Raw genomic sequence first — 26,499 nt, 5'->3', positions numbered from 1 at the left:
CGATGACACTCCATCATGACAGTGTCTATAAAAATGATGCCTACAAAAATGATGGCTACAAATAAGTAATCTGTAAATAAGTCATCCCTAACCCATAAAAAGTGCCTCAGTCCATTCAGAACTGAGGCACTTTTTTTATGGCAAGGGTGAACTTAGAAGCGGTAAGTGATGCCGGCATTAAAAGAGCGTTCTGCCAGCGGCATATGCTCGACAAGGTAGGAGCTGTGATTGTAGGCCAAGTCGTTTAACAAGTTAGAGACTTGCAAGAATGCGGTGTAATCATGAGCCCCCGCGCTATGGTACGTTACTTTGGCATCTAGCATATTATAGCTAGGCGTAGTGTGCTCAAAGTCTGCCACCTTATCTTGTTTATAACGGTGATAGCCTGACAACACCACATCAAATTGATTGAACTGTGCAGTAATGTCGCCGCCGACTCTAGGCGCAGCCAGTCTTGGTGCATACTTACTGCCGAGTTGTTTGTCTTTTAGCTCGATAATGGCAATATCTGAAAAGCCGCCGATACTAATATAATCATTTAAATAATAGCGTGCTTTAATCTCACCGCCATAGTGTTTGGCATCTGATTGATGGTAATCAACCAGTCTAAAGCCTTTCGACTCCCCTTCGGTCACCAAGTCTTGAGTTTTTGCATAGATATAGTCCTCCGTGTCGTTATAAAACACAGAAGTACTCAGGTCAAAGTTTTTATTATTGTCATAGCGCAGGCTAAGCTCGATACCATCGGTCGACTCTTTATCCAGCTGTAGGTTACCACGCTCCCAAGTATTGGTAGCCAAGTGAGCGCCATTAGCATACAGCTCTTGTGAGGCAGGCAATCGTTCAGAGTGGCTAACGCGAGCGGATACTTGGGTCGTCGGTGTCAGGTAACGCCCAGCTTCTAAACTCAAAGAGTGTGCGTTATCAGATTTGGAGATATTGTTATCCATATCTTCGATTTTTTGAATATCTTGACGGCCGCCAAACTGTACATACCATAAGTCTTTGCCCTGCTTTGCAAGCTTGGCAGCGGTACTGTCGGTAGGAAGGGTGTTATTACCGTGATTATGACCCAGATGATCTTGCTGTGTCTTAGAGGATTGGGCACCTAATCTGCCGGCGTCATTAATTTGGGCACCAGAATAAGTCGGTGTTAAACGCTCAATAATATAAGTGCCTACTTGATTGCGTTTGGTCTTTGGCAAATACGCTTCTAGCCCCTCTGCGGAGAATTTGCTATTGGCATAATCGACACCAATGATTCCTTTCATATAACCTAAATTACTGACTTGATGGGTGGCATGAGTGGCCTGAACGGTCGCCCCAAAGGCCTTGTTTTTGAATGTGGTACCGACAACCCCTTCATCAATCTCATCATGCTGGTAATCGGTATAACTAAACTTTGTTGCCAGTTTATCAATACCGGTTAAGGGTACCAAATGCTCGGTTTGAATCTGATACACATCGGATTTTAGCTTAACGTAAGGCAGCTCGCCATGTTCATGATGATGCTCATGCTCGTCATGATCGTGTTCTTCATGTTCGTGTTCATGCTCTTCATGCCCATGTCCGTGCTCTTCATGGTCGTGTTCATGCTCTTCATGTTCGTCATGACCATGTTCGTGCTCTGTATGCCCATGTTCTTCATGTCCGTGCTCTTCATGGTCATGATCGTGATGCTCATGCGTCCCATGCTCGTGCTCATCTAAGCCGCACGTCAGTCTATTTATACGATGCTCATCTGGCTGACAGTGGTTATGCACATGAAACGGCAGACCATAGTCTGAATCTTGACGCTGATAAGAGAAGCCAACATAGTCAAGCTCATTCACATAGGCAAAGCCAACACTGGCGTTGTCTTGCTTATACCAGCTGTTTTTGACTTTGTCATAACGTGACTTGGGTACTTTTACGTCATCTAGATCGGTCTTTTGAAAACGCCCCGTCCACTGCCAATTGTCATTGAGCTGACCATTTAACTGGGCATAGCCTAGATAGCCGTCTGTGGCTTGCTGACCAATCAAACCAAATTGTCCACTGACTGTGTCATGCATCGGCTCGGATGGGATGGTGTCATCGACCACATTGACCACACCGCCAATAGCGCCGCCACCATACATTAGGGCAGAGCTGCCTTTGATTACCTCAATTTGTTTGGCGCCAAGCACAGGCACAGAGACTTGGTGATCGGGTGATATTTGTGATGCATCTTGTACCAGCATGCCATTTTGAGCCACTTGTACTCTAGGTGCAGTCTGACCTCGGATGATAGGACGTGTCGCACCTTGACCAAAGGTATCTGAGTTGACACCGGGCTCATTTGCTAGTGCATCGCCTAAGGTGGATCTGCCTTGCTGCATAATCTGTGACTGGGTGATGACACTGGTTGCGGTCGCCATATCACCCGCTTGTGGCTCAAACGCACTGGCGGTAACCACAACGGGCGCCAGCTCAACCGAAGGCTTATCTTCTGCTAATGCCGCTGTGCTATAGGCGCCCAGTGCTGCTAACGTAGCTGCTTGGAGCAAATACGGCAGCTTGGCAGATGCAGTAGGCAACTTACTGTTTTGGATACAGATTGCTTGGGTATATAGACGGATACTCATCATCAGTGGCGATAAAGGGCGGTTGGTTCGGCGTTTTGAGGGTTGGTGGTTTTGATAGTTTGTGAGCATGGGCTTACCTAAACAATAAAAATGAATGCCGCTAGGCAGGTTAGAGTACATTTCGGTAAAAATGTTATGTTATACTATAACATAACGTTTAAAAAGGTAACAATAACTTACACCGTCTATTCGCCCCATTATTGTTTTTAAGGTACCCATTAACCATGCAATACCGTTATCTATCCTTGATGATTTTAGTTATTTCCCACTCTTCTTTCGCACAAGATGACATGCCTCACACACCGCCTATTAGCGATAACGACATCACTCGCCCCGAAGTCGTACTGCCCACCATCACTGTAAAATCCGCAGCCAGTCCAGTTTCTAGCCACACGGTCACGATACAGGATCAACAGATTGATACGCATACATTAGGCGAGGCGTTAGAGAAAGTATCAGGGGTCCACTCTGGCAGCTTTGGCCCACACTCAGGCTCGCCTATTATTCGCGGATTACAAGGCAATCGCGTTAGTATCAATGAAGATGGTACAAATGTTAATGGGCTCAATGCGATCAGTCCAGCGACCAACTTGCTGTTTGATCCGGTCTTTAGCCACCAGATTACAGTGAACAAGAACAACTCAGTCATTGAATCAGGCGGGCGTGCCATCGGCGGCAGTGTGGACATTGACAGTGGATTAATCTCGCGGCAAATAGAGGACAAACCTCAAAATCTTACGCTGGCTATTAAGGATGGAACCAATGCCCCTCGCTCACAGGGCATAAAAGCCAATATGAATAACGAGGACAACCTAAGCATTAATCTGTTGTACTCGGCGCAGCGCCAAGGGCATTACGATATTCCTGGTGACAGCAAGGCGAAGGTCTGTCAAACAGACTTGGTTCGCAGCAATGAATACGGCTTGGGGGTAAATACAGTATTGGCAGACGCCTGCCAAAAGCATGTCGAAAAAACAACCACCTTTAACCCCAAATCGAGACAGTATTTTTATACCGATTATGTTGACCCGAGCACGCTTGAATATACGCAGACCTATTATGACTATGGCTTATCGCCAGGGGATGTTTATACCAATTATGGCGGCTATGGTACGGCAGAGAACCCGCAATACGAGCCAGATCAGCCCGAATATGCCGAGCGCATTAGCAAGATTAACGATGTGACAGAGAATTATCATAATAAGCTTGGGAACAGCCATTTAGACAATCGCCGCTTGGGAATATCGGGCAGTTATTTTTTTGACAATGGCTATGTTGCTGCTGCTTTGGATAATAAAACCAGCCGTTACGGCTTGCCTGGATTTTCAATGTCCAATCTAAATTACACTCAAGATTACACCTCAAATGTTCCGGTGCAAATCGATGCAGAACAGACAAAGTATCTGCTCGATTCGCAAGTTGATTTGACGTATGACTGGTTAAGTCAGCTTAATGTGAATATGGCCCATATTAAGGAGCGCAATGAGGAGTGGCTGGGTGATGATGTCGCCAATCATTATGACTTTGATACTTATAACGCCACTGTGGTCACTCAGCATCAGCCAAGTCTAGGTAAGCTTGGCGTGCTATCTGGAAAGCTGGGCGCTGATTTGTCATATCGTGACATTAAAGGTAGGGGTGAGCAGCGTTACCTGCCCGATGTCGAAACCCAAAAGCAGGCACTGTTTGTCAAAGAAAGTCTGCCGTTAGATTATCTGACATTAGGGGCAGGCTACCGCTATGAGAAGGTGACACACAAGATTCAAGGCAGCGATTTTAATCCCTCTAGCAAGTCACCGAATTATGACAAACTGCTCGATACGGATTTTAATCTAAACAGTTATGAGCTGTCCGCCAAGTTTGATGTCAATGACTATTTGGCATTTAACCTGCGTTATGCTAACTCTGAGAGAGCCCCCGAGGTGAATGAGCTGTACGCCAGTCAGGCACACTTTAGCAGTATGGCGCATGAAGAGGGTAATCAGACATTAGATTCAGAAAAGGTCGCCAGTACCGAGCTTAGTGCACTGATTAACTATCAAGATATCGACGTTGTCGCCACTGCGTATCAACATGATTTTGATGGTTATTATTCGCTTAGACCCTCCGGGACGACCTTTTTGGCCAATCGCCTGCCTTTAAAGTATTGGCAACAAATAGATACCAAGGTGAGCGGCTTTGAGATTGATGCAAGCAAGCGCTTTGATTTTGATCAATATGGTGATGTGACGGCGCATCTTTTTGTTGATTTGGTGAAAAATAAGCCCAAAGACGGTGAGACAAATGGTGAGTATCTCACCAATATCCCAACCGACCGTTACGGCATTGGTCTTAATTGGCAAAACAACAGCTGGGAGAGTGAGATAAACTTTGTTCACTACGCTAAGCCCAAGTATTTAGGGAAAGAGATCAACACTGAGGTGGCGCTGCCCAGCTATAACATGATGGATGTAAGTATCGCCAAAACCATTAATGGTTGGGCCGATTCTAGGGTTAAGCTCTTTGCTAATGCCAGTAACTTATTGGATGAAGAGGCCAGACCACACGCATCGCCTCTAAGATACATTGCTCCATTACCAGGGCGCAGTATCAATGCGGGTATTACGGTTGATTTTTAGGGTTTGGCTAAGTTGGCTAAGTGCTTTAAACCAAGCGCATTAAAGCAAGCCAGCTACACATTGGTATATTTGCTCGCCTCAGGCATCCAGCGGTGAATCAGTTGGGTGACCTCTGCCTTACGATTGTCATCATTAATCAGGCGTTTGGCCAAATGACTGGCGATCATTAATAAATTCTCATCACGGGTCAAATCGGACACATAATAGCCAATATTACCGGTTTGACGCTTACCAAGTAGCTCACCTGGGCCACGCAGTTGCAAGTCTTTTTGAGCAATGACAAAACCATCATTGCTGTCACGCAGTACATTGAGACGCTCGATGCCAGTTTCTGATAGTGGGGTTTGATATAGCAGCACACAGAAGCTTTTAGTTGAGCCACGCCCAACACGGCCACGCAGCTGATGCAGCTGTGATAATCCCAAACGCTCGGCATTTTCTATTACCATCAATGAAGCATTAGGTACATCGACGCCGACCTCAATCACGGTCGTTGCGACCAATAGATCAAGCTCGGCGTTCTTAAACGCAGCCATAATCTCTTGCTTTTCTTTTGACTTCATTTTGCCGTGTACCATGCCAATACGAATATCCAAACGCTCGCTTAAGTCGGCAAAGGTGGCCTCGGCTGCTTGCGCATTTAAGGTGCTTGAGTCGTCGACCAGTGGGCAGACCCAGTACGCTTGCTTGCCCTCTTTACAGTTAGCGGCGATGCGCTCAATCACTTCATCACGGCGGGCACGGTCAATGGTAACCGTGGTAATCGGGGTACGCCCTGGCGGCAGCTCATCAATAATAGAGGTGTCCATATCGCCATAGGCACTCATGGCCAGCGTCCGCGGAATCGGAGTGGCTGTCATAATCAGCTGGTGCGGGGTGCTATTGGCCACGCCTTTGTTGGTCAATGCCATACGCTGCTCAACCCCAAAGCGGTGCTGCTCATCAATAATTGCCAGTCCCAATTTGGCAAACACCACCGCATCTTGAAACAGTGCATGCGTACCGACCACAATCTGAACCTCATTTTCGGCAACATCAGCCAGCGCTTCACGGCGCTGCTTAGCGGTTTGTTTGCCAGCTAGCCAGCCGACACCAATACCTAGTGGCTCAAACCAAGACTTAAAGTTAATCAGATGCTGTTCGGCTAAAATCTCAGTGGGCGCCATGACCGCCACCTGCCAGCCGCTATCGAGGGCATAACAGGCTGCCAATGCCGCGACTAAAGTTTTACCAGCACCGACATCACCTTGTACCAAGCGCAGCATTGGAATAGAGGTCGCCATATCACTGGTAATCTCTTTAATCACTCGGTCTTGCGCACCGGTTAAGCTAAAGGGCAGGTTGGCTAGCAGCTTCTCAGCCAGTGGGCTATCACCATCACATTTAGGCGCTTTGTGTTGATGCAGCTGCTTGCGGCGATATAGCATGCTTAATTGGTGTGCGGTCAACTCCTCCACAATCAGCCGCTGGCAGGCAGGGTGAGTGCGCGCTTTTAACTGCTCAAGCTGCGCCGTTTGCAACGTAATATCGGTATGCATCGGTGGGGTATGGATTAAGGTCAATGCCTCAAACAACGTTAAATGCTGCCAACTTGGGGCGCTGTTAGGTGATGGGCTGGTTTGCTGAGATGCTGCCGAGCTGGGCAGGCCATAGCTATTGGTCGGTAGCGGTGCTGGCAGGTGATTGATGGCTTGCCAGTCGGTCTCATCAAATACTGTTAAAGGCAGCCCTTGTTGATGAACGGTCTGTAGTGCCAGTTTGACCAAGGTACGTAGTTTGTTTTGATGCAGCCCCTTAACCGCAGGATAAATGGGCTGTAGGCCGGTGTTTACTACAGGCGTACCGGCGGTCACCATGTTGTATTCAGGATGCGCCATCTGCATGCCATAGCGGCTGATTTTGACTTCACCAAACAGCCTGAGCCGTGTGCCGAGCGTCATGGTCTGTACCAAGCTTGCATAGACCTTAAAAAAGCGCAGCTGAATGGCGCCAGTGGCATCTTCAATGACCACCGTCATGCCGCCACGTTTGTTATCCACATAAGTGACTTGCCCTTCTATAAGCGCCGACTGCCCGTCTTGTAAGTCGCTGATATTGACCAAACGGCTGCGGTCTTCATAATCACGCGGCAGATGCAGTAGCAAATCAAACAAGCGTGACACACCCAGCTGCTCAAGCTGACCCTCAATTTTACTGCCCACACCAGCCAAAACCTGAACAGGCAAATCGACAGCGGTTTGTCTTTGGTTCACGGGTGTGTGCGAGGCGGGCGTATGAGTGTTTGAGGGGATTGGCATAGTGCGTCTCTCGATTGGCAAAATTTAAGAGCTAGTGATTAAAAATGGGGTAAATCTGTCGCCTTATGGCCCCTTTATCATAAGATTATAGAGGATATTTTACCGGTTCATCAGGGCTTATTATATATACTGTATCTGGGCTAAGATTTTTTGAGTCCAGACTGTTATCATACGCATATTATTGGCTTTATGAATAGTGGTTTTGATAAGCGCTGTTTTTTGCGTTCGCTTTGTGTGAGCTTACCATCTCAATCCGCCAGTTTTTCCCCTTATAAAGATACCCGTTACCGGAGCCGTCATGCGAGCCTCAACCCAACATGTGCAAGACAGATTAAACCAACCTTATGATCACCAGCGCAGCTCACAGTTGCCTATCGGTACAGCAGTGATTGTGGCTTGGCTGGCTGGGGCGATGTTTATGCTGTCTTTGGCGCCCTATGGCTACTGGATTATCGCACTGATTTCCCCCGCTTTACTGTATTCGCTACTGCTTGGTGATATGAGCAATAAGCGTGCTTTTATTATCGGTGAAGCGTATGGCATGGGGCTTTGGTGCGTGGGCGCATTCTGGCTATACACCTCGATCCATGATTATGGGGATGTGCCCATGCCGCTGGCCCTATTGGCCATTGCGGTGATGGGGCTGGGCATGGGGCTATTTCATGGTTTTATGGCGCTGATATTTAACCGCTTTGTCGGTAAGCAGCCGCTGGCCTTTGCTGCGCTTTGGGTGCTGCAAGAGTGGATGAAGACTTGGCTACTGACAGGTTTTCCTTGGCTATTTGTCGGATATGCTTTTACCGAGCAGCACTGGTTGTCATCATTAGCGCCTGTGGCTGGTGTATTTGCCATCTCTTTTGTGGTTGTTTTACTGGCAGCAAGTTTAGTCGATTTATTCCGCAAGCGCGGCGGTTATCTGCTGGTTTCGATACTATTTTTAGCGTTAAGTATTGGTTTGTGGTTGACAGATCCGGCGTGGACGCAGCCTAAGCCCAATACCCCCAATCTGAAAGTCTCCTTAGTACAAGGTAATATTCCTCAAGATTTAAAGTGGCTTACCGAATACCGCTATAAGACGCTTGAGATTTATGCCAAGCTAAGCAGTACGGAGTGGGACCAGGATATGGTGGTATGGCCAGAGTCCTCTATTCCTATGTTCCAGACAGAAGCTTGGCCATTTATTGCCGAGGTGGTCAAAGTCGCAAAAGACACGGACACCACTTGGGTCACTGGCATTCCTTACAAAGATGAGTCGGCTTATAATCCTGAAACGGATAAATACGCACCGTTTTATAACAGCGTGATTGCGCTTGGCGCTCAGGCTGATGGGCTATATAAAAAGCAAAATCTCGTACCCTTTGGTGAATACATCCCTTTTCAAGGGGCGCTGGATTTATTCCCCAATTTGGCCGGTAGCAATGAAGTATTAAGCTATAGCCGTGGTCCAAAAGACCAATTGCCTCTAAAAGTGCGCGGCCACAATCTTGGAGCTGCCGTGTGCTATGAAGTGGCGTATCCGGATACCACGCGCCGCAATGCGCAAAATACCGACTTTTTATTAACCATCTCCAATGATGCTTGGTTTGGTACTTCAGCGGGCCCCTTGCAGCATTTACAAATGGTGCAAATGCGCTCGCTTGAGACCGGCCGCTGGTTTATGCGTGCGACCAATACCGGAGTGACTGCCATTATTGACCATAAAGGTCGTATTGTGGCACAGGCTCCCCAGTTTGAGCGTACGGTGCTTCGTGGTGAGGTGCAGTCGCGTACCGGCATGACGCCCTATGTTCGCTTTGGTAATTATCCTATTTTGATACTTATTGGGCTGTTTTTAGTGTTAAGCTATCTGGCTAAGCGCGCGCAACAATAAGCGTTAATTAGGATGAATTAATACTTCAATCCTTGAGTGTGATGTGTAAAAATATACTGCTAATCCACAAATAGGATGGGGCGTTTTCACAAAAGGTAGCAAATTGCGATATAATAGCAAGAAACGTGACCGGTTCTGACGGTAATATGGCGCCATAGTGTAGAGATTACAGGGAGTTGACTCATATTAGAGCTTAGCTACTTAGTTTCAAAAAGTACCATATTACAGAGGAACTTACTCTCTTAAACCTTTATCAAATTATACAGATAGGTGACCTATGGCAGATGCAAGCCAAAATAAACCGAAGAAAGAATTTATGTATGCTCTAGTGGGCACTGCTGCTTTTTTGGCTATCGTACTTCTTATTGGTATCTCAGCCTTCTTACGCCCAGCAGGCCATCATGTGGCCCCTGAAGCTGCTGTAGAAGAAACCACTGAAGAAGCCGCGGCACCTGAAGCTGCTGCTGCACCTGCCACAGAAGCCGAAGCTACTGCTGAAGCCGCGCCTGCGGACGCCGCTACTGCTGAGGCCGACCCTGCTACTGCCGAGACCGCTACTGCTGAAGCGCCTGCCGCTGGTACCGAAGCTGCACCTGCTGCAGATACCGCTACTACCTCAGACACTAACGCTGAAGCTGAAGCTGCTGCGCCTACAGCTACTGATGCCGCTGAACCTGGTACTGATACAGACACACAAAAGACTGCTCAGTAATTTTTTTAGATAGCTGCTAAACCCTTATAGAACTAGCGTTAAAGCCCGTTCAGTCTTTATGACTGTACGGGCTTTTTTGGGTAGTATTAAAATTTTTTTTCTTTACCCTGCTGTAAGTCCATGAAACAATACTGCAGTTTTTTTTATGAAACTGAAAGTTATCTCCCTATTAACTTTTGATAACCTGAAGACATAAAATTAAGCTAACTTCAAAACAGAGTGAGACGATGGCTCTCCCTGATCGTTAGAGTCAGCTTCTCTGTTATAGATCTAAGGAATAGAAATTATGAGTAGTGTAAACTCTCAAAACACAGAGTCTTCTGCTGAATTTAAGGGACTAGACAATGGCTTTATGGGGCATCCCCAGCCGCTACGTTCCTTATTCTTCACCGAAATGTGGGAGCGCTTTTCTTACTACAGTATCCGCCCTTTACTGGTGCTGTTTATGGTGGCCTCTATTAGTAATGGCGGCTTTGGATTCGATGATACCACTGCGACTGCCATATATGGTATTTTTGCCGGAACTTTGTATCTTGCTGCGGTACCAGGTGGCTGGCTTGCTGATAATTGGTTAGGTCAAGAGCGTGCCTTATGGTGGGGCAGTATCATCATTGCGCTGGGCCACTTATGTATCGCTTTGTCTGCCTTATTTGGCATGTCTATGTTTTTTATTGGTCTGGTCTGTATTGTGCTTGGTTCAGGCTTATTTAAAACCTGTATTTCAGTGATGGTCGGCGCTTTATATCCCAAGGGTGACTCGCGCCGTGACGGTGGTTTTACCCTGTTTTATATGGGCATTAACATTGGTGCCTTATTGGCTGCACTGATTGTTGGTGTGTTTAAAGAACAGCAAATGTGGCATGTTGGCTTTGGTGTCGGTGGTTTGGGTATGTTGGTGTCGTTATTGGTATACCGTTTTGCTGCCCGCAAAAACCTAAAGCGCTTTGCGAAAGCGAAAGGCATCACCCCTGAATGGGAAGTGGCCAACGATCAGTATCAAAATGTCGGCCGCTGGGTGGGTCTATTTTTAGCGATTTTAATTGCGCTCATTGTGCTTGTGGCTACTGGTGTTATGCCTTTTAACCCCAGTCTGGTTGCCGAATACATGACCTATGTTATTGCCGCCACTGTGCTGCTGTATTTTGGTTATATGTTTGTCTCCCCTAAGCTTGATAAGACCGATAAGCTGCGTTTGCTGATTTGTTTTATTTTAATCATCGGCTCAACGTTATTCTGGTCAAGCTTTGAGCAGCAGCCCACTTCATTTAACTTGTTTGCCGATCGTTATACCGATCTTAATGTCATGGGCTTTGATGTACCAAGCATTTGGTTCCAGTCATTAAACCCCATCTTTATCCTAATGCTGGCGCCCATTGTGAGTATCATTTGGGTGTGGTTAGGTAAGCGTAATCTTGAACCTAACAGTATGGCCAAGTTCTCTTTGGGTATGCTATTGGCGGCAGCAGGGTTTGGTTTGATGACGATGGCCTCTAAACTGGTGGTCGCTAATCCAGACACTCTAGTATCGCCTTTGTGGCTCACAGGCAGTTTGTTGTTATTAACTTTGGGTGAGTTGGCATTAAGTCCTGTCGGCTTATCTTCAATGACTAAGCTTGCGCCAAAAGGTATGCAAGGTCAAATGATGGGTCTGTTCTTCACTTCTGTGGCCATGGGTAACTTAGTTGCTGCCTTCTTTGGCGGTCATGTGTCAGCAGATACCATTGATGGCTTGCCTGGCCTGTTCACTACCATGACCATCTTCTTGGTAGTGACCGCTTTAATCTTGCTGGCTTTATCAAAACCGGTCAGAGCCATGTTAGACCGCAGTGAAGCGGAAGATGAACGCCGCAATGCTGTTTAAATAAGCTTTAGATTCATGGTAAGCTTTTAAGCTGCTTACTAACTGAAAACGGTTCAACAAATCAAACGTGTTACCATAATCTGGTAGCACGTTTTTCACATTTGAAATTGGCAAAAAAAACCACAATAAAAAACATACCATTTATCCCGAGGAACATTATGAGTAAGTCTGTCATCCAAGAGCGTATCCATCAATTACGCCAAGTTCTAAAAAATAACGAAATCAGCGCCCTGATCATCCCATCGGCTGATCCTCATTTATCTGAGTATCTGCCTGAGTATTGGCAGGGTCGTCAGTGGCTATCGGGCTTTACAGGCTCTGTGGGTACTTTGGTTGTGACTCATGACTTTGCAGGTCTGTGGGCGGACAGCCGTTATTGGGTACAAGCAGCGGCACAATTAGAGGGGACTGGTATTACCCTACAAAAACTACAACCAGGCTCTCCTAATCACGCCCAGTGGCTGGGTGAGTATTTAAAGGCCGGCGATAGTGTGGCCATCGATGGCAATGTGTTGTCACTGGCTGAACAAGATCGCCTGTTAGATGCTTTCGATGAGGCGGCTGAAAGTGAAGAGGAGGGTATCCGTCTGGTCACTGAGCTGGATTTATTAGGCGAGATTTGGCAAGACCGTCCGGCGCTGCCTGTGGCTCAGCTTTATGCCCATGATGCGCAGTTTGTGTCACAGTCGGCGCAAGAGAAGCTGGCCGAAGTGCGGGCACATATGGCGCAAATTGGCGCCACCCATCATCTCATTTCAAGCTTGGATGATATTGCGTGGCTGACCAACTTACGTGGCAGTGATGTCGATTACAACCCTGTATTTTTGGCACACATGATAGTCACTGCAGATAAGGCAACGCTTTATATTGACAATGCCAAAGTGGGCGAGGATATCGCCAAATTATTAAGTGACGCCGGTATTAGCGTGGCAGATTATGATCAAGTTCAAAGTGCTTTAAGTGAGCTAACGCCAGAGGATTTATTGTTATTAGATCCCAATAAGGTGGCAGTAGGCACCTTAAATGACTTAGGCGATGACATTGCTATGATTGAGCAAGTTGCGCCAAGCACATTGCTAAAATCCGTCAAGTCTAAAGAGGATATCGAGCATGTGCGTGAGGCCATGCGTCAAGATGGTGCGGCATTGTGTGAGTTCTTTAGCGAGTTTGAAGCACGTTTACATCAAGGCGAACGCTTAAGCGAGCTTGATGTGGACAGTATGTTGATTGATGTGCGTAGCAAACAGCCGCACTATGTATCACCAAGCTTCCCAACCATTGCCGGCTTCAATGAAAATGGGGCGCTGCCACATTACCGTGCCACAGAAGACAAATTTAGCTACCTTGACGGTGATGGACTGTTATTAATTGACTCTGGTGCTCAGTACCAAAACGGCACCACCGACATTACCCGTGTGATTGGCATTGGCCAAGTTAATGAGACGCAAAAACGTGACTTTAGCATGGTGTTAAAAGCACACATTGCCTTAGCCAAAGCCTGTTTCCCAGATGGGATTGCTTCACCACTGATTGATGCGATTTGCCGTGCACCACTGTGGCAAGCCCAAATGGATTACGGTCATGGTACCGGCCATGGTGTTGGCTACTTCTTAAATGTGCATGAAGGCCCTCAGGTCATTGCTTATGCGGCGAGCAACCCACCAGAGCGTGCCATGAAGGTGGGTATGATCTCAAGTAATGAGCCTGGTTTGTACCGTGAAGGCCGCTGGGGGATTCGCATCGAAAACCTAGTGGTGAACCAGCCTGTGCCAACACCGCAAGAGACTGAGTTTGGTCATTATCTAAACTTTGAAACGGTTACGTTATGCCCCATTGATACCCGTTTGGTAGAGCCAAGCTTGCTTAACCAAGACGAAATAGAGTGGTTGAACGACTACCACAGCCACGTATTCAATGAGCTAAAAGACCGTGTTTCAGGGGCGGCTTTGGCGTGGCTGACTGAGCGCACAAAAGCCATCTAAACCCTGACTTTATTTGAGGCTGTGGCGTATTGACGTCACGAGACGTATAAAGTAAAAAATCCGCCCAACTTATGTGTTGGGCGGATTTTTTAGGGCTTGTCTTTTACTTCAAGGCTTCAGCCGGTATGTAAGCCCTACAATAGCCACTCAATAGGCAGCAAAGAGCACACCCAAACGCCAAGTCGAGAAAATAGGCTACTGTGTGGCTCGTTATCATACTCGACAGTATTACCGTCATCTAAGGTCTGCCAGTGTAATTTACCTTGCGGGGTTTTGCTCACCTTATAACTGTACTCCATTTGTTTTTGCTTCATATTGTCTGCCAGATAACTTGCCATCTGCTCGCTATCAAACACAAAGCCCATTTCTGTATTTAATGCAGCAGAACGAGGGTCCATATTAAAAGAGCCCACAAACAGCGTTTGATTATCAATAATAAAGGTCTTAGCATGTAAGCTGGCACCACTGCTTTTGAGAATACCGCCATGATTTTTGGTGATAACTGTGGCCTGCGGTTTAAGCTCATATAAGGCGATGCCGGCGCGTAACAGTGGTTTGCGATATTTGGCATAGCCGGCATGTACCGGAATAACATCGGTTGCGGCTAGAGAATTGGTGAGGACGGCGACTTGTTTGCCCTGTTTGGCCAGGCGCTGAAACAGAGCAGTACCTTGCTTGGCGGGTACGAAATAGGGAGAGATTATCAGTAGCTCCTCACGGGTGCCCTGCATTAAGGGAACAAGATGAGCCAGTACCGAGTCCGCCTCTTTCGATTTTTGTAATCCCTTTGCAGGGTCATCACTAATCAGCCGTACCTGAGTCCAAATTAGCGGCAATGAGCCTTCACGAAGTTGTTTGACAAAGCTGGACTCTCCCAGCTCTTTTAAGAAAATCTGCGTTTGTTTATCGGTTGCAGGTGTGGTATCAAAAGGTGCGGGGGCGTGTTGCTTAATGATGCTTTGGAGCGGATAAGCAGACTGACTTGCCCAGTAGCGGTCAAAGTCTTGCTCCACATCTTCGGCCACGGGTCCAACAGCCGCCATGTCTAAATCTGCAAACATTACCCCGCTACCAAAGCCAAAATATTCATCACCGACGTTACGCCCGCCCGCTATGGTCACCAGACCATCTGCTGTAAAAGACTTATTGTGCATGCGCCGATTTAGCCTAAAGAAGTCACTAAGATAGCCCAAAGGCCGAAGAGTACGCTGCATAAAGGGGTTAAATAGCCGCACCTCAATATTGGGATGCGCATCGATGCTGGCCAGCAGCGGATCCATGCCGCCAGTGTTATTGTCATCGAGCAACAAACGCACCTGAACTCCGCGCTCAGCGGCTTGGTACAAGCTTTGCATGAGCAAGTGACCTGTGGTGTCATCATGCCAGATGTAATATTGCACATCTAAGGTGTCTTGTGCAGACGCTGCCAATGCCAATCGAGCCAAAAAGGCCTCGTGGCTGTCATCCAATAAATAAATGCCACTTAAGCCCGGATGCTGCTGCAACAAAGGCAGTAGCCGCTGTGCCAAAAAGCTACTAGGGTCGACTGCTAAATGGCGAGAGGCGGTGTGTGACTGATGGTCAGGCAAGCTTTGATGAGTCACTAGTGCCAAAAGGCTCAAGAGCGCAATGAAACCCACACTAAATAGCAAGATTGTTTTTAACGCCTTTATTAACATAAGGTGGCTCTTTTGAGATAACAGACAGTGTGGTGTGATAAAAGAAGCGGGGCTTGAGTCATAATAGCAAAAGGGTGGTCATAAAAAAGCCCGCTAGAGCATAGCGGGCTTCAGACAATAGCTGTCTATAGAAGCAAAAAACTAAAGAAGGGTTAGCCCTTTTTGACCATATAAGTCATAAACTTATAGCTCAGGCCGCTTTTTTCATCAGTAAATGACTCAGACTCTTGAGTGAGTTCAAAGTCTTCGGGTATCTCTGGGTAAAACGCATCGCCGTCTTCAATGTCGGTATCGACAACCGTTAGCTCAATGCGGTCGGTGAACATCATGGCACGTTTAAACACACGCTCGCCGCCAATAACCCAAATAGTTTCAAACTTTAAGCCATGAGCAACGTTGGCTGCATGGGTTAAAGCATCATCCAAGTTATGCACCACATGCACATCTTTAAGACCTTCTAGCCCTTTTTGCTGCGCATAGTCCATTTGAGTGGTGACAATGAAGTTCACTCGTTTTGGCAGCGGCTTTGAGCCCATCGATTCAAAAGTTTTACGGCCCATAATGACAATACCTTTTAGGCCTGTATCTACATAAGCATCGGTCTCAGCGGTGGTCATGGCCTTAAAGTGTTTTAAATCATTGGGGATATGCCAAGGCAAATCATTGCCCTTGCCGATACAGCGGTTGCGGCTAATGGCCACAATTTGGGCAACTTGAGTGTGGGCGTAGCTCATACAAATATCCTTAATCAATAATAACCAATTGTCTGATAAACGGCTTGGCGTATAGCGGCTAAGCTATCTATTTATGCTGTAACTATCTATTAATGCCGCGACGGGCTATTTATACCGCGACGGGTGCTTTAATCGCTGGATGCGACTGATAGCCCTCAACTCGGATATCATCAAAAGTAAAATCAAAAATATCCTTGATTTCAGGGTTGAGCCATAATTTAGGTAACTCATAAGCCTCGCGAGACAGCTGTTCATTGACCTGCTCAATATGGTTTTGATACAAGTGACAATCACCACCTGTCCAAATAAACTCACCCACCTCTAGGTCACAAACTTGAGCAATCATATGTGTTAATAAAGAGTAGCTGGCAATGTTAAAAGGCACTCCTAAAAACAAATCTGCGGAGCGCTGATACAGCTGGCAAGACAGTTTGCCGTCTGCCACAAAGAACTGAAATAATGTATGGCAAGGCGGTAGCGCCACTTGGGTCGCCTCGGCTGGGTTCCAACCGGACACAATCAAACGACGCGAATTGGGGTTGCTCTTAATTTGCTCAATTACCTCAACAACTTGGTCCACCCCATCTTGATTGTAGCGGCCGTCCTCTGCTTTAGTGGCCCCATAATTACGCCACTGATGACCATAGATAGGACCCAGCTCACCCTCAGGGCGACCAAAGCGAGCGGTTTGCTCCGCAGTTGACCATTCGTTCCAAATACGTACCCCATGGTCTTGCAAATATTTGACATGGGTATCGCCTTTTAAAAACCAAAACAGTTCATAAGTAATCGACTTCATGTGCACTTTTTTGGTCGTTAACAGCGGAAAGCCATCTTTTAAATCAAAGCGCAACTGAGCACCAAAATGACTGCGGGTGCCCGTACCTGTACGGTCTCCCTTCTCGGTACCGTGGTCACGCACATAGCGAATTAAATCAAGATAAGCGGCTTCATTTTTGGAAGTTATCATAGGTCTACAGTCAAATAATTAACAAAGTAAGTGAACTAAAACAGTTAATACAGCAAAAATCTATTATTTCTAAGCGGCGTATTTGCCCCAGTCATATTGCTGACGGCGGTACGCTAAGACCATCAATACTAAGCCAAAGATAATCATCGGCAAGGTATAAAGCTGCCCTTTACTCATCCAACCAAAGATCAGTGAATAGCCTTCATCTGGCTGGCGGAAGAACTCAATAGTAAAGCGGCTGATACCATAGCACAGCATGAATAAGGCACTTACGGCCATACGCGGGCGAGGCTTGGAAGAAAACCACCACACAATAATAAAGGTTAATAAGCCCTCAGCGAATGCTTCATACAGCTGTGAGGGATGACGCGGCAAGAGGTAGTTACCCTCAATTTGGGTCATTAAAGGCTGTAGCGCAGGGTTGGTGGTAATTAGCGCGGAATCAAACTTGGCCGCTTGCGGAAAGTAGGTCAACCAGTTGTAACCGCCGTCAGAAACTCGGCCCCAAAGCTCGCCGTTAATATAGTTACCAATACGACCAAATAACAATCCGGTCGGTACGCAAGGAACAATAAAGTCTAATACGCTAAAAATGGGTTTTTTGTACTTACGGGCAAAATATATCATCGCCAACGCAACCCCTACAAAGCCACCATGGAACGACATACCGCCTTCCCAGACTTTGAACAAATAGGTAGGGTTGGCCAAAAACTCACCGAATTGGTATAACAACACATAGCCAATACGGCCGCCTAATATAACCCCTAAAGCACCGAAGAATACCAAATCGGACACCATATCCGTGGTCCAACCTTCACGCTTGGTGCTGCGGTACCAAGCCAAGCCATAAGCGGCCGCAAAGGCCAGTAGATACATAAAGCCATACCAATGGACTTGAAGTGGTCCAACGGATAAAGCCACTGGGTCAAATTGGGGATGAATCATCATGAGCGAGTTCTGCCTGGTTAATTGATGGTCGTCATAATAGCAAAAATCAGCCTGTAAGACATTAACTGAACGGTGTATTTGAGTTGAGTAAAAGTAAGCCTACGCTCACAAAAAATAGCAAAGGCTCAGACTTGTGTTGCGCATCATATAGATAAATCAGTGAGGCTGCCCCATAATGTAGAAGATCCAGAGTACTGTTTGTGCCTTTTAAGGAAAGCCTATGTGTATTACCGCCATTGCTTGGCAGCTGTTTGATGAGATGCCGTTAGTCCTGCTGTCTAATAGAGATGAGTTTTTAGCACGCCCTACCACCCAAGCCCATCAATGGGAGGATCTGCCTATTTTTGGGGGACGAGATGATAAAAGTGGCGGCACGTGGCTGGGCATTCACCAGCAGCCCTTAGAGTCTGAAACGTCGAAACAAACAAATCCGCTATTTAGTCAAAACGGACGCTGGGCGGCGGTATTGAATTTTCGAGATGGGGTGCAAGCCACGCCTGACCAAAGATCACGGGGGGAGCTGGTAACGAATTTCTTAACCGGTCACTTATCGCCTTTGGCTTATGCGCGTCAGATAGAGTTGCAGGCTTATGCAGGCTTTAACCTAATAGTGGGGGACGAGAAGCAAGCGGTGCTAGTGAACAATAGAGGCTATCCTGCGACCCCCCTGCACAGTGGTCTGCATATTATTTCAAATGGTCAGCCTGATGAGGCTTGGTTTAAATCTGAGCGTTTGCGCGGCAGAGTGCGTCAAGAGGTGCTGCCATTAATCAGCGAAAGCTTACAGTTTCATCAAGCAGATAAGGAGTATTGGCTACCTGCGGCGTGGAACGTACTCACCGATACGCTGCAAGCTGCAGATGAACAGCTACCTGATACCGGTATGCCTCCTGCTCTAGAGCAAGCCTTATCTTCGATTTGTATTGATACTCCCGAGTTACCCAATTATGGCACTCGGACTCAGAGTATTTTGACCCTGCTAAGAGGCGATGAAGATAATTCTGGTGTTGAGCTACAGTTGGTGAGCCGCGAGTATGCGCATTTGGCTAAAAAATAACAGCAGATTAGAGTGACTTTTATCATCTTTGTAAACCTTAACTGCTCTTTAGTATTACGCTATCTAATCGATAAAGAACACCAGACGAAAAAGAGGCCTGTATCACTAGATACAGGCCTCTTCACATAAAAAATAAGTTAAAAACTAAATCATACTCAAATTAAACGCAAAACTTTATTGAAATCAAACCTGAAGCAAATGGTTTTTAGTCTCAGGTAAAATCAATTCCTTTTTAAGTGGTAACTCACGTGCCAGCTCTCGCAGCGCACGGCGATACACACCTCGTTTAAAATGAACCACTTGACCCAGCGGATACCAGTAGCTGACCCATTCCCAATGGTCAAACTCTGGCTTTGCGGTGTCAAAGCGGATATGTTCGGTATTCGGCTCATCTAGCTTAAGCAAAAACCACTTCTGTTTTTGCCCTATACACAAAGGATGCTGCCCGTGACGTATGTAACGTTTGGGCAGGCGATACCTTAGCCAATTGTCAGTAGCAGCCAAAAGCTGGACGTGTCGAGGATATAAGCCTACCTCCTCCCACAGCTCTCGGTACATAGCATCAAGAGGGGTTTCTCCCTCATCGATACCCCCTTGCGGGAACTGCCAAGAATCATGACCAACTCGTTTTGCCCATAGTACTTGTCCTTGTGTATTTGCCAAGATGATACCGACATTGGCTCTAAAGCCGTCTGCATCAATCATGACGAAAACCTTAAAATTTAGAAATGTTGAAATAAAATCAGTCTACTGCCTTAAAGCTGCGCTTGAATATCTGTTATCGTTTTAATTTCCAATAAACAACAAAAAACAGACAGACTGAAATTCGTTACCTCTATTAAACCAGTAAATCAAGTTAAATGGTAATCATATTTTGATATAAAATGTTTCATACTTTATCTATGACCTAGCCACTTAAATATCAACCAATTCATTGGCTTAAGCGCCAAAAAAATCACACTAACCGCTAAACTACACTTAATAGAAAGCCCTAAAAATATACGCTGCACAGCGAGTAAAATAACTTGGGGTCAAATCCATTAGAGTGTGCTATTTTGTTGCTAGGGATGAAACAATTTGCCAGCTTTCGGCCTGTTGTGTACAATCGTACACTATAATAAGCGACAATAATAGCGATGGCCGTAATAAAAGTTGCGACCAGGTGAGTGATGTTAAGGTGGTTGTTATTGCTCGGTTATTATCCCTGTTAGTGTGAAGGTCATGTAGGTTGCGATGCAGAGTGTCACCACAGTGCTTCGATGATCGGCGCATTGTTCATGCCTTATTTTATGTTTACTTTATGCTATGACAAGGAAGTCAAGATGATTAAATCTCACCTGTATCAACAAGCCACACAGCCGCGCTTGTATACCCCCTCTATAAAGACCTTATCCCAAGCTATTTTAGCCGTTACATTAGCAGGCATAAGCAGTGCCCATGCCAGCGACTATAGCAGCGTCACCTTTTTTGGTGATAGCTTGACAGATGGCGGTTATTTTAAGCCGGTATTAGACAAAGCAGAGTCAGGTCAATTCACCACCAACCCTGATAATACTTGGGCCACCTCATTTGCTGAGCAGCTAGGATTTAGCTCGACCGCCAACACCATTTTCGATAAAAAATCAGGCAACAACTATGCGATTGGCGGTGCTAGAACTGGCATTGATGTGGAAAGAGAGGGGATACCTGTAGACTCAGTTAAGACTCAGCTAGACAACTATTTGACCACTCATCGTGTGGAATCGAAAGGTCTATATACGGTATGGACTGGTGCCAATGATCTTTTTGCGGTTGTAGATGATTTGGGTAATGCGTCAAATATCATCTCATCTGCTGTGGGTGATGAAGTAGAAATTATTAAAAAACTACATGATAACGGCGCCAACTATATTGTCGTGCCTAATATTCCAGATGTGGGGCTGACCCCTAATTTTGTAAACACTCCGTTTGCCTCATATGGTACGTCGCTTTCTGATCAGTACAACAATGGCCTCTATTCAGGAATTAAGCAGACAGGCGCCAATGTTATTCCACTAGACACCTTTAACTTGCTGCAGCAGGTAGCGGCCAATCCAGCAGCTTATGGATTTAGCAACATGAATGAGCTTGCTTGTGGTTCGGTCAGCTCTCTTGAATGTGGTAGAGATGACTTGAAGGAAGCCGGTGCTGAAAACAGCTATTTCTTCGCCGATGGCGTTCATCCCACAGGCCGCGCCCATCAGATGATTGCCGATTATGCCAATGCGGTGGTGACTGCGCCCAGTCAAGTGGGTGTATTACCTCACATTGCCACCCAAGCCGGAATGGCGACCAACCAGCGTTTGCAGACACACATCAATGGGCGACAAAGCTCTACTAACACTAAGCAAAATACCGGCCCTTCAATATGGGCCTCAGCCGATGTCAACTCTTTAGATGCAGCAGGCTTTGATAGCAGTGGTAATACTCAGCTATTATTGGGTATGGATTTTGATCATGCCGGCAGCCCTGACGCCGTCAGTGGTATTTATGCCAATATGAGCCAAACCGAGCTTGATGCCAATAGACGCAGTGGCTTTAATGATGTCGACTTAGATGAGCTTGGCGTGGGTCTGTATCACAGCAATAAACTGGGTCAATTTCAGCTCAATGGCGCCATTGGCTATGGCAAAATCGATATGGATCTAAACCGGACAGTGAGTCTAGACAACATAAAGCAAAGCTTTAAGTCGCAAGCAGATGGTAAGCGCTACTATGCCACGGTGCAGGCCGGTTACCCCATGCCAATGGCCAATATGGCTCAATTTAGTGATACCACTGTGACCCCTTATCTGGGCGCCACGGTGAACCGAGTGACGTTAGATGCCATTCGTGAAAAACAAGTTACAGGCATTGCAATGCAGTTTGAAGAGCAAAAATACAATACCACTTATGGCACTTTGGGTATCAAAGCCAGCAGCCGTTTAAGTGATCGCTTAAATGTGTTTGGAGATTTGCATTATCAAAAGCAATTGGATGACAATCGTAAAGCGGTCAGCGCCCGTCTAAACACTCAGCCGGATCTGCCATTTACCACGCCACAATCAGAGATTGATGATGACAGCTTTGGTATGACGTTAGGCTTATCGCGTCAGTTTGGTAATATCAATGCCAATGCAGGTGTATCACACTCTAGCGGCGATAACGACGATATGACCAGTGTGTTTGTGGGACTTAGCAGCTCGTTTTAATTGGCGCTAATAGCCTCAATAGTACGGATAAAAGACAAAGGCTGGATAGCTTACTATCTGGCCTTTTTAATTTTTAAGTCCAAAAACCGCTGATAAGATTAATTGAAGACAATGATTACGTGAAGCGTATTTGCATCCTTACAAGAGCGTGGTACGATTAAGCTTGGTTTTGTTTAAGAATAACAAATGATAATAAACCCAACGATAAGAGACTGACTATGAGCACCAAAACTCCTACCATCGATCCAAAAGCCATGCCGTTACAAGGTGAGCTGGTGTGGCAAAAAGACAGACATTTTTTGGGCACGGCCCCTTCCGGTCAAACCGTCGATGTGGATGGCAATAAAACCAATGGCGCCAGTCCTATGGAGTTGATTTTACTGGGTTTAGGCGGCTGCGCCAGCTATGATGTGGTGGGTATTTTAGAGAAGGGACGTCAAGACATTGAAGATGTGCGCTGTGAACTCTCAGCAGTACGAGCTGATACAGTGCCTGCGGTGTTCACCGATATTCATTTGCATTTTGTGGTGACCGGTAAGGATGTTAAAGAAAAACAAGTGGCCAAAGCGGTTGAGCTCTCTGCAGACAAATACTGTTCAGCGAGCAAGATGTTGGCCGCAGGCGGCGTAAATATTACCCACAGCTTTGAAGTGGTCGCAAGCTAACAAGCCAAAAGGACAGTCCTATGAGTTGGTTCTTTGCCCTGATACCTGATTCTTCCGGCGTGGCGATTTGGACCATGATAATTGCCAGTGCCTTGCCTTTTATATTTACTTTGCTCGCTAAGGTACTCGGTGGGTTTGGTATGGCAGACAATGCACAACCCCGTGAAGTGATGGCAACGTTTAGCGGTAAAGCGGCTCGTGCCAATGCCGCTCAGCAAAACAGCTTTGAGAGTCTGCCCATATTTTTGGCCTCAGTCATTGTGGCCATGCTGTTCTTTGTGCCTCAGATTGTCATTAACTATTTGGCCGTGCTTTATATTGTGCTGCGAGTGGGCTATGGCATTGCCTATATTGTTAATCTGCCCACGTTACGCTCTATTGTCTGGGCACTATCCATGGCATGCTGCTTTATGCTGTTCTATCTAGCACTGCGTATGGCGGTCTGATTGTTACGCTAAGTGGTTGCGTTGTTAATAAGCTTGTTAAACACCAGAGCTGTTTTTAGCCTAACTGTGCTTGTAGCAAATCAACAATGGTCTGCTTATTGCGCTCACGTTTAATCTGCTCCCACAGCTGTTTGGCCTCCACATAGCCTTTACTGAGCATACCTAACCACTGTTTGTAACGGCCAATAAGCACCAAGTCATTCTTGGCCTCCCCTTGCAAAAAGGCAATTTGATGTGCAATCAGATGTTGCCACTCAATGACGCTCTCTGGGTTATCAATTTGGGCCACTAAATCTGGGCGGGTCACGGCACCGCGGCCGAGCATCACATGTGACGTATGAGACTGCGCAATACACTGATGCGCGTGCTGCGCATTCCAAATCTCGCCATTGGCAATAATGGGTATCGGTAGCTCAGTAAATGCCACAATCTTTTCCCAATAAGCAGGCGGCTTATAGCCTTGAGTCTTGGTGCGGGCATGAATGGTCAGCCAGTCAGCGCCGCTATCGGCAATGGCTTGGCGGATATCATCGATATTGTTGGTGTCATTATAGCCCAAGCGAATTTTAGCCGAGACCGGAATGTGAGCCGGCACAGCCTCTCGCACCGCAGAGATGATATCACGCATGAGGCGTGGCTCATCGAGCAGCACACTGCCGCCGCGGTGATTGTTCACCGTTTTTGCTGGACAGCCAAAATTTAGGTCAATTGCTGGTGCGCCAAGCTCAGCGGCTGCCAAGGCATTGGCGCCCATAAGCTTAGGCTCACTGCCAAGCAGCTGCACATGAATAGGGGTGCCGCTATCGGTTGTGCCTGACTGCAACAGCTCAGGGACGAAGCGGTAAAAGACATGCTCAGGCAAGACATGATGAGTGATACGGATAAACTCACTGACCGACCAATCATAAGGGCGACCCAAGTCGCTGGCAATTTGGGTGAGTATTTGGCGCATCAGTGGGTCTGTAAGCCCCTCCATGGGCGCCAAAAGACGGACAGGCGATGAAAAAAACTGGTCAGAAAAAGACATGGCGGTCACATGTATGGGCTAAAAGAGGGCATGATAACGTATCTGTTTTATTTATGGCGACTTATTATAGATAACTTTTTTGCCATCTCTTAATCCAGAGATGAGATCACTGATATTGGCAATGTCTAAATTATCCTGTGCTCGGGTGCAGGCCACATATAATAAACGCAGCTCCTCGGGGCTGATTTTTATACCATTGGGCGTAACGTCATAATAAAAGTCATCATCAAGCTGTACTCGGCCCCATTCAAGACCTTTGGCCTTGTGGGCAGTAGAGATGACATAATCGGCATCACGCACATCAGTTAAGCTGTTGACTGCTTTGGACAGCACATCGGTGCCATGGTCATCGACCAATTTTACCAAGGTCTTTAAATCACTGCCTTCATTGGTCTCGGCATAATCTTGCACATCATTCCAGTTATAAAAGTAAGCCAATTCGGGCACGCCATAAGCAGACTTGCCTGCTTTTAAGCTTTCGGCTGCGTGACAGAATTTAAGCATTCTATCGGCGTCGGCCTGTAGCGCTACTTTATGGCCGTTTTTTAATCCTGCCAATAACTGTGCCATAGCAGCGGCATTGGTACGACATAAGATGGCGTCTTTTTTTGCACTGCCTGAGGTTTTATGGGTTGTGGAGGTTTTATTAGGATTGCCTTTGAGTGGCACCTCCTCTTGTAGCGCCTTGAGTAATAAGTTGGCCACATCAGCAATGTCATCGCCAAAGCGAAAGGATTGGGTCAACAAGGTCTGCGGCAAAGGCAGCTTTTTCATGGCGTTTACCGCACCTCGCCACTCATAAATCTGCTGATGCGCATCGCCCACATAGATAACCTGACGCGGCTGCTGAGTTAAGATACCCATCATTAATGGGTCAGCATCTTGCGCTTCATCGAATAAGATAAAGTCGGCTGGAATCACAGGTTTTGACAGTGCCCAAAGCTTAAGATAAATGTCATGACCAATACCTGCGGGGTGGCGTGCATCGGTAGATTGTAGCCAGCGCTGTTCAACGGCCGGATATAAGCGCTCACGTAATTGCTCCGCATCCTCAGCACTGACCCAACTTGGGAACTGCAGGTGCCGGGGTGCAGGATGGCTGGCATGGGTACTACAAAAATAGCTGACCGCATCACTGACAAACCGAGCTTGGCGGGCAGGGGTCAAGTTTACATAAGTGGTTTTGCCATCTATCTGCCGGCGTACCTGTACGGTATGCAACCCCAAGTCATCGCCTAAACGTTTTGGCGAAAATCTGGGCAAGGACAATTTGGCAGTAATATCGCGCGCCACATGACGATAGGCCAGCGAGTGAAAGGTGCGACAATCAACATGAGCTGGGAATTTTTGTTTGGCCTCATTGGCGATGCCTTTGTTGAAGGCCAAATATAGGCCTCGGCCGCGCAGACGCTCACCGATAAGCTTAAGAGTGGTGGTCTTACCGGCGCCAGCATAGGCCACGACTTTAAAGGATTTGCCGTCCATGGCCATGTTTAAAGCAGCCAACTGCTCATCGGTTGGGTCACTCATGTAAGCGGGCATTTGAGCGGACGGAGCAGTTAATGACATATTATTACCTATGGATGGAAAAAATCGGGGGTTTGGCGCCAAGCGTTTGTAGCACGTAGAGCATAACTTAAATACGGCAGGACTATAATGCTGAATAAATCCGGTATCTACTTAAGCCATAGGCTAAATACTACCGTTAAAAAAACCATTGACGAGGCAATGGCAGCAGGTGAAGCGTATGAGGTCTGTATCAGCGCACAGGGTATTTAGACAATCAATGAAGGGTATCCTAGCCAGTAGCGAACGTGT

19 protein-coding genes are annotated in these 26,499 nt (G+C 46.7%); 10 read left to right on the top strand and 9 right to left on the bottom strand.

Annotation, left to right across the window (positions count from 1 at the left end):
- Positions 1 to 152: 152 nt before the first annotated feature.
- The gene (locus DLE54_RS11360; RefSeq protein ID WP_110817209.1) at positions 153 to 2,675 is read right to left on the bottom strand and encodes a TonB-dependent receptor; all 2,523 of its coding nucleotides are present in this window, start codon (positions 2,673 to 2,675) and stop codon (positions 153 to 155) included.
- 155 nt (positions 2,676 to 2,830) lie between these two features.
- Between DLE54_RS11360 and DLE54_RS11355 the strand changes: the two genes are divergently transcribed.
- On the top strand, positions 2,831 to 5,224 hold the full coding sequence (locus tag DLE54_RS11355; RefSeq protein ID WP_110817208.1) for a TonB-dependent receptor domain-containing protein: 2,394 nt from the start codon (positions 2,831 to 2,833) through the stop codon (positions 5,222 to 5,224).
- A gap of 53 nt (positions 5,225 to 5,277) precedes the next feature.
- Here DLE54_RS11355 and recG read toward each other — a convergent pair whose 3' ends face one another.
- Positions 5,278 to 7,521, bottom strand: a complete 2,244-nt coding sequence (gene recG / locus DLE54_RS11350; RefSeq protein WP_110817207.1) for an ATP-dependent DNA helicase RecG — start codon at positions 7,519 to 7,521, stop codon at positions 5,278 to 5,280.
- Positions 7,522 to 7,819: 298 nt separating this feature from the next.
- On the opposite strand from recG, the gene lnt reads away from it, so the two are divergent.
- From lnt to DLE54_RS11330, 4 genes are all read left to right on the top strand, one after another.
- Positions 7,820 to 9,391 (top strand): apolipoprotein N-acyltransferase, encoded by a 1,572-nt coding sequence (lnt, locus tag DLE54_RS11345; protein WP_110817206.1) that lies wholly within the window; start codon positions 7,820 to 7,822, stop codon positions 9,389 to 9,391.
- A gap of 277 nt (positions 9,392 to 9,668) precedes the next feature.
- Positions 9,669 to 10,103, top strand: coding sequence for a hypothetical protein (locus tag DLE54_RS11340; protein ID WP_110817205.1), 435 nt, complete (start codon positions 9,669 to 9,671; stop codon positions 10,101 to 10,103).
- Between the two features lie 286 nt (positions 10,104 to 10,389).
- Entirely contained in the window at positions 10,390 to 11,964 is a 1,575-nt protein-coding gene (locus tag DLE54_RS11335) for a peptide MFS transporter (protein ID WP_011961546.1), read from the top strand.
- A 158-nt stretch (positions 11,965 to 12,122) separates the two neighbouring features.
- A complete protein-coding gene (locus DLE54_RS11330) occupies positions 12,123 to 13,946 on the top strand; it encodes an aminopeptidase P family protein (RefSeq protein ID WP_110817204.1) in 1,824 nt (607 codons plus the stop codon).
- 134 nt (positions 13,947 to 14,080) lie between these two features.
- Here DLE54_RS11330 and DLE54_RS11325 read toward each other — a convergent pair whose 3' ends face one another.
- The 4 genes from DLE54_RS11325 to lgt form a co-directional block, all read right to left on the bottom strand.
- Positions 14,081 to 15,625: a phospholipase D family protein gene (locus DLE54_RS11325; RefSeq protein ID WP_110817203.1), complete on the bottom strand. Its 1,545-nt coding sequence runs from the start codon at positions 15,623 to 15,625 to the stop codon at positions 14,081 to 14,083.
- Positions 15,626 to 15,777: 152 nt separating this feature from the next.
- Complete coding sequence (locus tag DLE54_RS11320) at positions 15,778 to 16,359, bottom strand: dihydrofolate reductase (protein WP_011961543.1); 582 nt, start codon at positions 16,357 to 16,359, stop codon at positions 15,778 to 15,780.
- A 109-nt stretch (positions 16,360 to 16,468) separates the two neighbouring features.
- On the bottom strand, positions 16,469 to 17,329 hold the full coding sequence (locus tag DLE54_RS11315) for a thymidylate synthase (protein WP_110817202.1): 861 nt from the start codon (positions 17,327 to 17,329) through the stop codon (positions 16,469 to 16,471).
- Positions 17,330 to 17,398: 69 nt separating this feature from the next.
- A complete protein-coding gene (lgt, locus tag DLE54_RS11310; RefSeq protein WP_110817201.1) occupies positions 17,399 to 18,277 on the bottom strand; it encodes a prolipoprotein diacylglyceryl transferase in 879 nt (292 codons plus the stop codon).
- 220 nt (positions 18,278 to 18,497) lie between these two features.
- On the opposite strand from lgt, the gene DLE54_RS11305 reads away from it, so the two are divergent.
- The gene (locus DLE54_RS11305; RefSeq protein WP_110817200.1) at positions 18,498 to 19,334 is read left to right on the top strand and encodes an NRDE family protein; all 837 of its coding nucleotides are present in this window, start codon (positions 18,498 to 18,500) and stop codon (positions 19,332 to 19,334) included.
- 183 nt (positions 19,335 to 19,517) lie between these two features.
- On the opposite strand, the gene DLE54_RS11300 is transcribed toward DLE54_RS11305, so the two are convergent.
- Positions 19,518 to 20,039, bottom strand: a complete 522-nt coding sequence (locus tag DLE54_RS11300) for an RNA pyrophosphohydrolase (protein WP_011961539.1) — start codon at positions 20,037 to 20,039, stop codon at positions 19,518 to 19,520.
- 617 nt (positions 20,040 to 20,656) lie between these two features.
- Between DLE54_RS11300 and DLE54_RS11295 the strand changes: the two genes are divergently transcribed.
- The 3 genes from DLE54_RS11295 to DLE54_RS11285 all read left to right on the top strand — a co-directional run bounded on the left by DLE54_RS11295 (position 20,657) and on the right by DLE54_RS11285 (position 23,654).
- On the top strand, positions 20,657 to 22,543 hold the full coding sequence (locus DLE54_RS11295) for an autotransporter domain-containing protein (protein ID WP_110817199.1): 1,887 nt from the start codon (positions 20,657 to 20,659) through the stop codon (positions 22,541 to 22,543).
- Positions 22,544 to 22,797: 254 nt separating this feature from the next.
- Positions 22,798 to 23,208 carry an OsmC family protein gene (locus tag DLE54_RS11290; RefSeq protein WP_413775378.1) on the top strand — a complete coding sequence of 137 codons (411 nt, stop codon included), beginning with the start codon at positions 22,798 to 22,800 and terminating at the stop codon, positions 23,206 to 23,208.
- Between the two features lie 20 nt (positions 23,209 to 23,228).
- Positions 23,229 to 23,654, top strand: a complete 426-nt coding sequence (locus DLE54_RS11285) for an MAPEG family protein (protein ID WP_110817198.1) — start codon at positions 23,229 to 23,231, stop codon at positions 23,652 to 23,654.
- A 55-nt stretch (positions 23,655 to 23,709) separates the two neighbouring features.
- Here DLE54_RS11285 and DLE54_RS11280 read toward each other — a convergent pair whose 3' ends face one another.
- Together DLE54_RS11280 and DLE54_RS11275 are read right to left on the bottom strand one after the other, a co-directional pair.
- Positions 23,710 to 24,681 carry a tRNA dihydrouridine synthase gene (locus DLE54_RS11280; RefSeq protein ID WP_110817197.1) on the bottom strand — a complete coding sequence of 324 codons (972 nt, stop codon included), beginning with the start codon at positions 24,679 to 24,681 and terminating at the stop codon, positions 23,710 to 23,712.
- A 51-nt stretch (positions 24,682 to 24,732) separates the two neighbouring features.
- Positions 24,733 to 26,250 (bottom strand): UvrD-helicase domain-containing protein, encoded by a 1,518-nt coding sequence (locus DLE54_RS11275; protein WP_110817196.1) that lies wholly within the window; start codon positions 26,248 to 26,250, stop codon positions 24,733 to 24,735.
- Positions 26,251 to 26,337: 87 nt separating this feature from the next.
- Here DLE54_RS11275 and DLE54_RS12180 point away from each other — a divergent pair, with 87 nt between their 5' ends.
- Positions 26,338 to 26,460, top strand: coding sequence for a hypothetical protein (locus DLE54_RS12180; RefSeq protein WP_255016728.1), 123 nt, complete (start codon positions 26,338 to 26,340; stop codon positions 26,458 to 26,460).
- Positions 26,461 to 26,499 lie beyond the last annotated feature (39 nt).

The organism is Psychrobacter sp. YP14, assembly GCF_003209315.1.
In the GTDB taxonomy this organism is placed as follows: domain Bacteria; phylum Pseudomonadota; class Gammaproteobacteria; order Pseudomonadales; family Moraxellaceae; genus Psychrobacter; species Psychrobacter raelei.
The sequence above is the reverse complement of the archived record's forward strand: the minus strand, read 5'-3'. Positions and strand labels throughout refer to the sequence as shown.

Bases quoted from the DNA above. Each gene is read 5' to 3' on its own strand.
- DLE54_RS11275 (WP_110817196.1), bottom strand. From the start codon at position 26,250: ATGTCATTAACTGCTCCGTCCGCTCAAATGCCCGCTTACATGAGTGAC.
- DLE54_RS11290 (WP_413775378.1), top strand. From the start codon at position 22,798: ATGCCGTTACAAGGTGAGCTGGTGTGGCAAAAAGACAGACATTTTTTG.
- DLE54_RS11300 (WP_011961539.1), bottom strand. From the start codon at position 20,039: ATGATTGATGCAGACGGCTTTAGAGCCAATGTCGGTATCATCTTGGCA.
- DLE54_RS11295 (WP_110817199.1), top strand. From the start codon at position 20,657: ATGATTAAATCTCACCTGTATCAACAAGCCACACAGCCGCGCTTGTAT.
- DLE54_RS11285 (WP_110817198.1), top strand. From the start codon at position 23,229: ATGAGTTGGTTCTTTGCCCTGATACCTGATTCTTCCGGCGTGGCGATT.
- DLE54_RS11355 (WP_110817208.1), top strand. From the start codon at position 2,831: ATGCAATACCGTTATCTATCCTTGATGATTTTAGTTATTTCCCACTCT.
- DLE54_RS11280 (WP_110817197.1), bottom strand. From the start codon at position 24,681: ATGTCTTTTTCTGACCAGTTTTTTTCATCGCCTGTCCGTCTTTTGGCG.
- DLE54_RS11305 (WP_110817200.1), top strand. From the start codon at position 18,498: ATGTGTATTACCGCCATTGCTTGGCAGCTGTTTGATGAGATGCCGTTA.
- lnt (WP_110817206.1), top strand. From the start codon at position 7,820: ATGCGAGCCTCAACCCAACATGTGCAAGACAGATTAAACCAACCTTAT.
- DLE54_RS11325 (WP_110817203.1), bottom strand. From the start codon at position 15,625: ATGTTAATAAAGGCGTTAAAAACAATCTTGCTATTTAGTGTGGGTTTC.
- lgt (WP_110817201.1), bottom strand. From the start codon at position 18,277: ATGATGATTCATCCCCAATTTGACCCAGTGGCTTTATCCGTTGGACCA.
- DLE54_RS12180 (WP_255016728.1), top strand. From the start codon at position 26,338: ATGCTGAATAAATCCGGTATCTACTTAAGCCATAGGCTAAATACTACC.
- recG (WP_110817207.1), bottom strand. From the start codon at position 7,521: ATGCCAATCCCCTCAAACACTCATACGCCCGCCTCGCACACACCCGTG.
- DLE54_RS11320 (WP_011961543.1), bottom strand. From the start codon at position 16,359: ATGAGCTACGCCCACACTCAAGTTGCCCAAATTGTGGCCATTAGCCGC.
- DLE54_RS11330 (WP_110817204.1), top strand. From the start codon at position 12,123: ATGAGTAAGTCTGTCATCCAAGAGCGTATCCATCAATTACGCCAAGTT.
- DLE54_RS11340 (WP_110817205.1), top strand. From the start codon at position 9,669: ATGGCAGATGCAAGCCAAAATAAACCGAAGAAAGAATTTATGTATGCT.
- DLE54_RS11335 (WP_011961546.1), top strand. From the start codon at position 10,390: ATGAGTAGTGTAAACTCTCAAAACACAGAGTCTTCTGCTGAATTTAAG.
- DLE54_RS11315 (WP_110817202.1), bottom strand. From the start codon at position 17,329: ATGATAACTTCCAAAAATGAAGCCGCTTATCTTGATTTAATTCGCTAT.
- DLE54_RS11360 (WP_110817209.1), bottom strand. From the start codon at position 2,675: ATGCTCACAAACTATCAAAACCACCAACCCTCAAAACGCCGAACCAAC.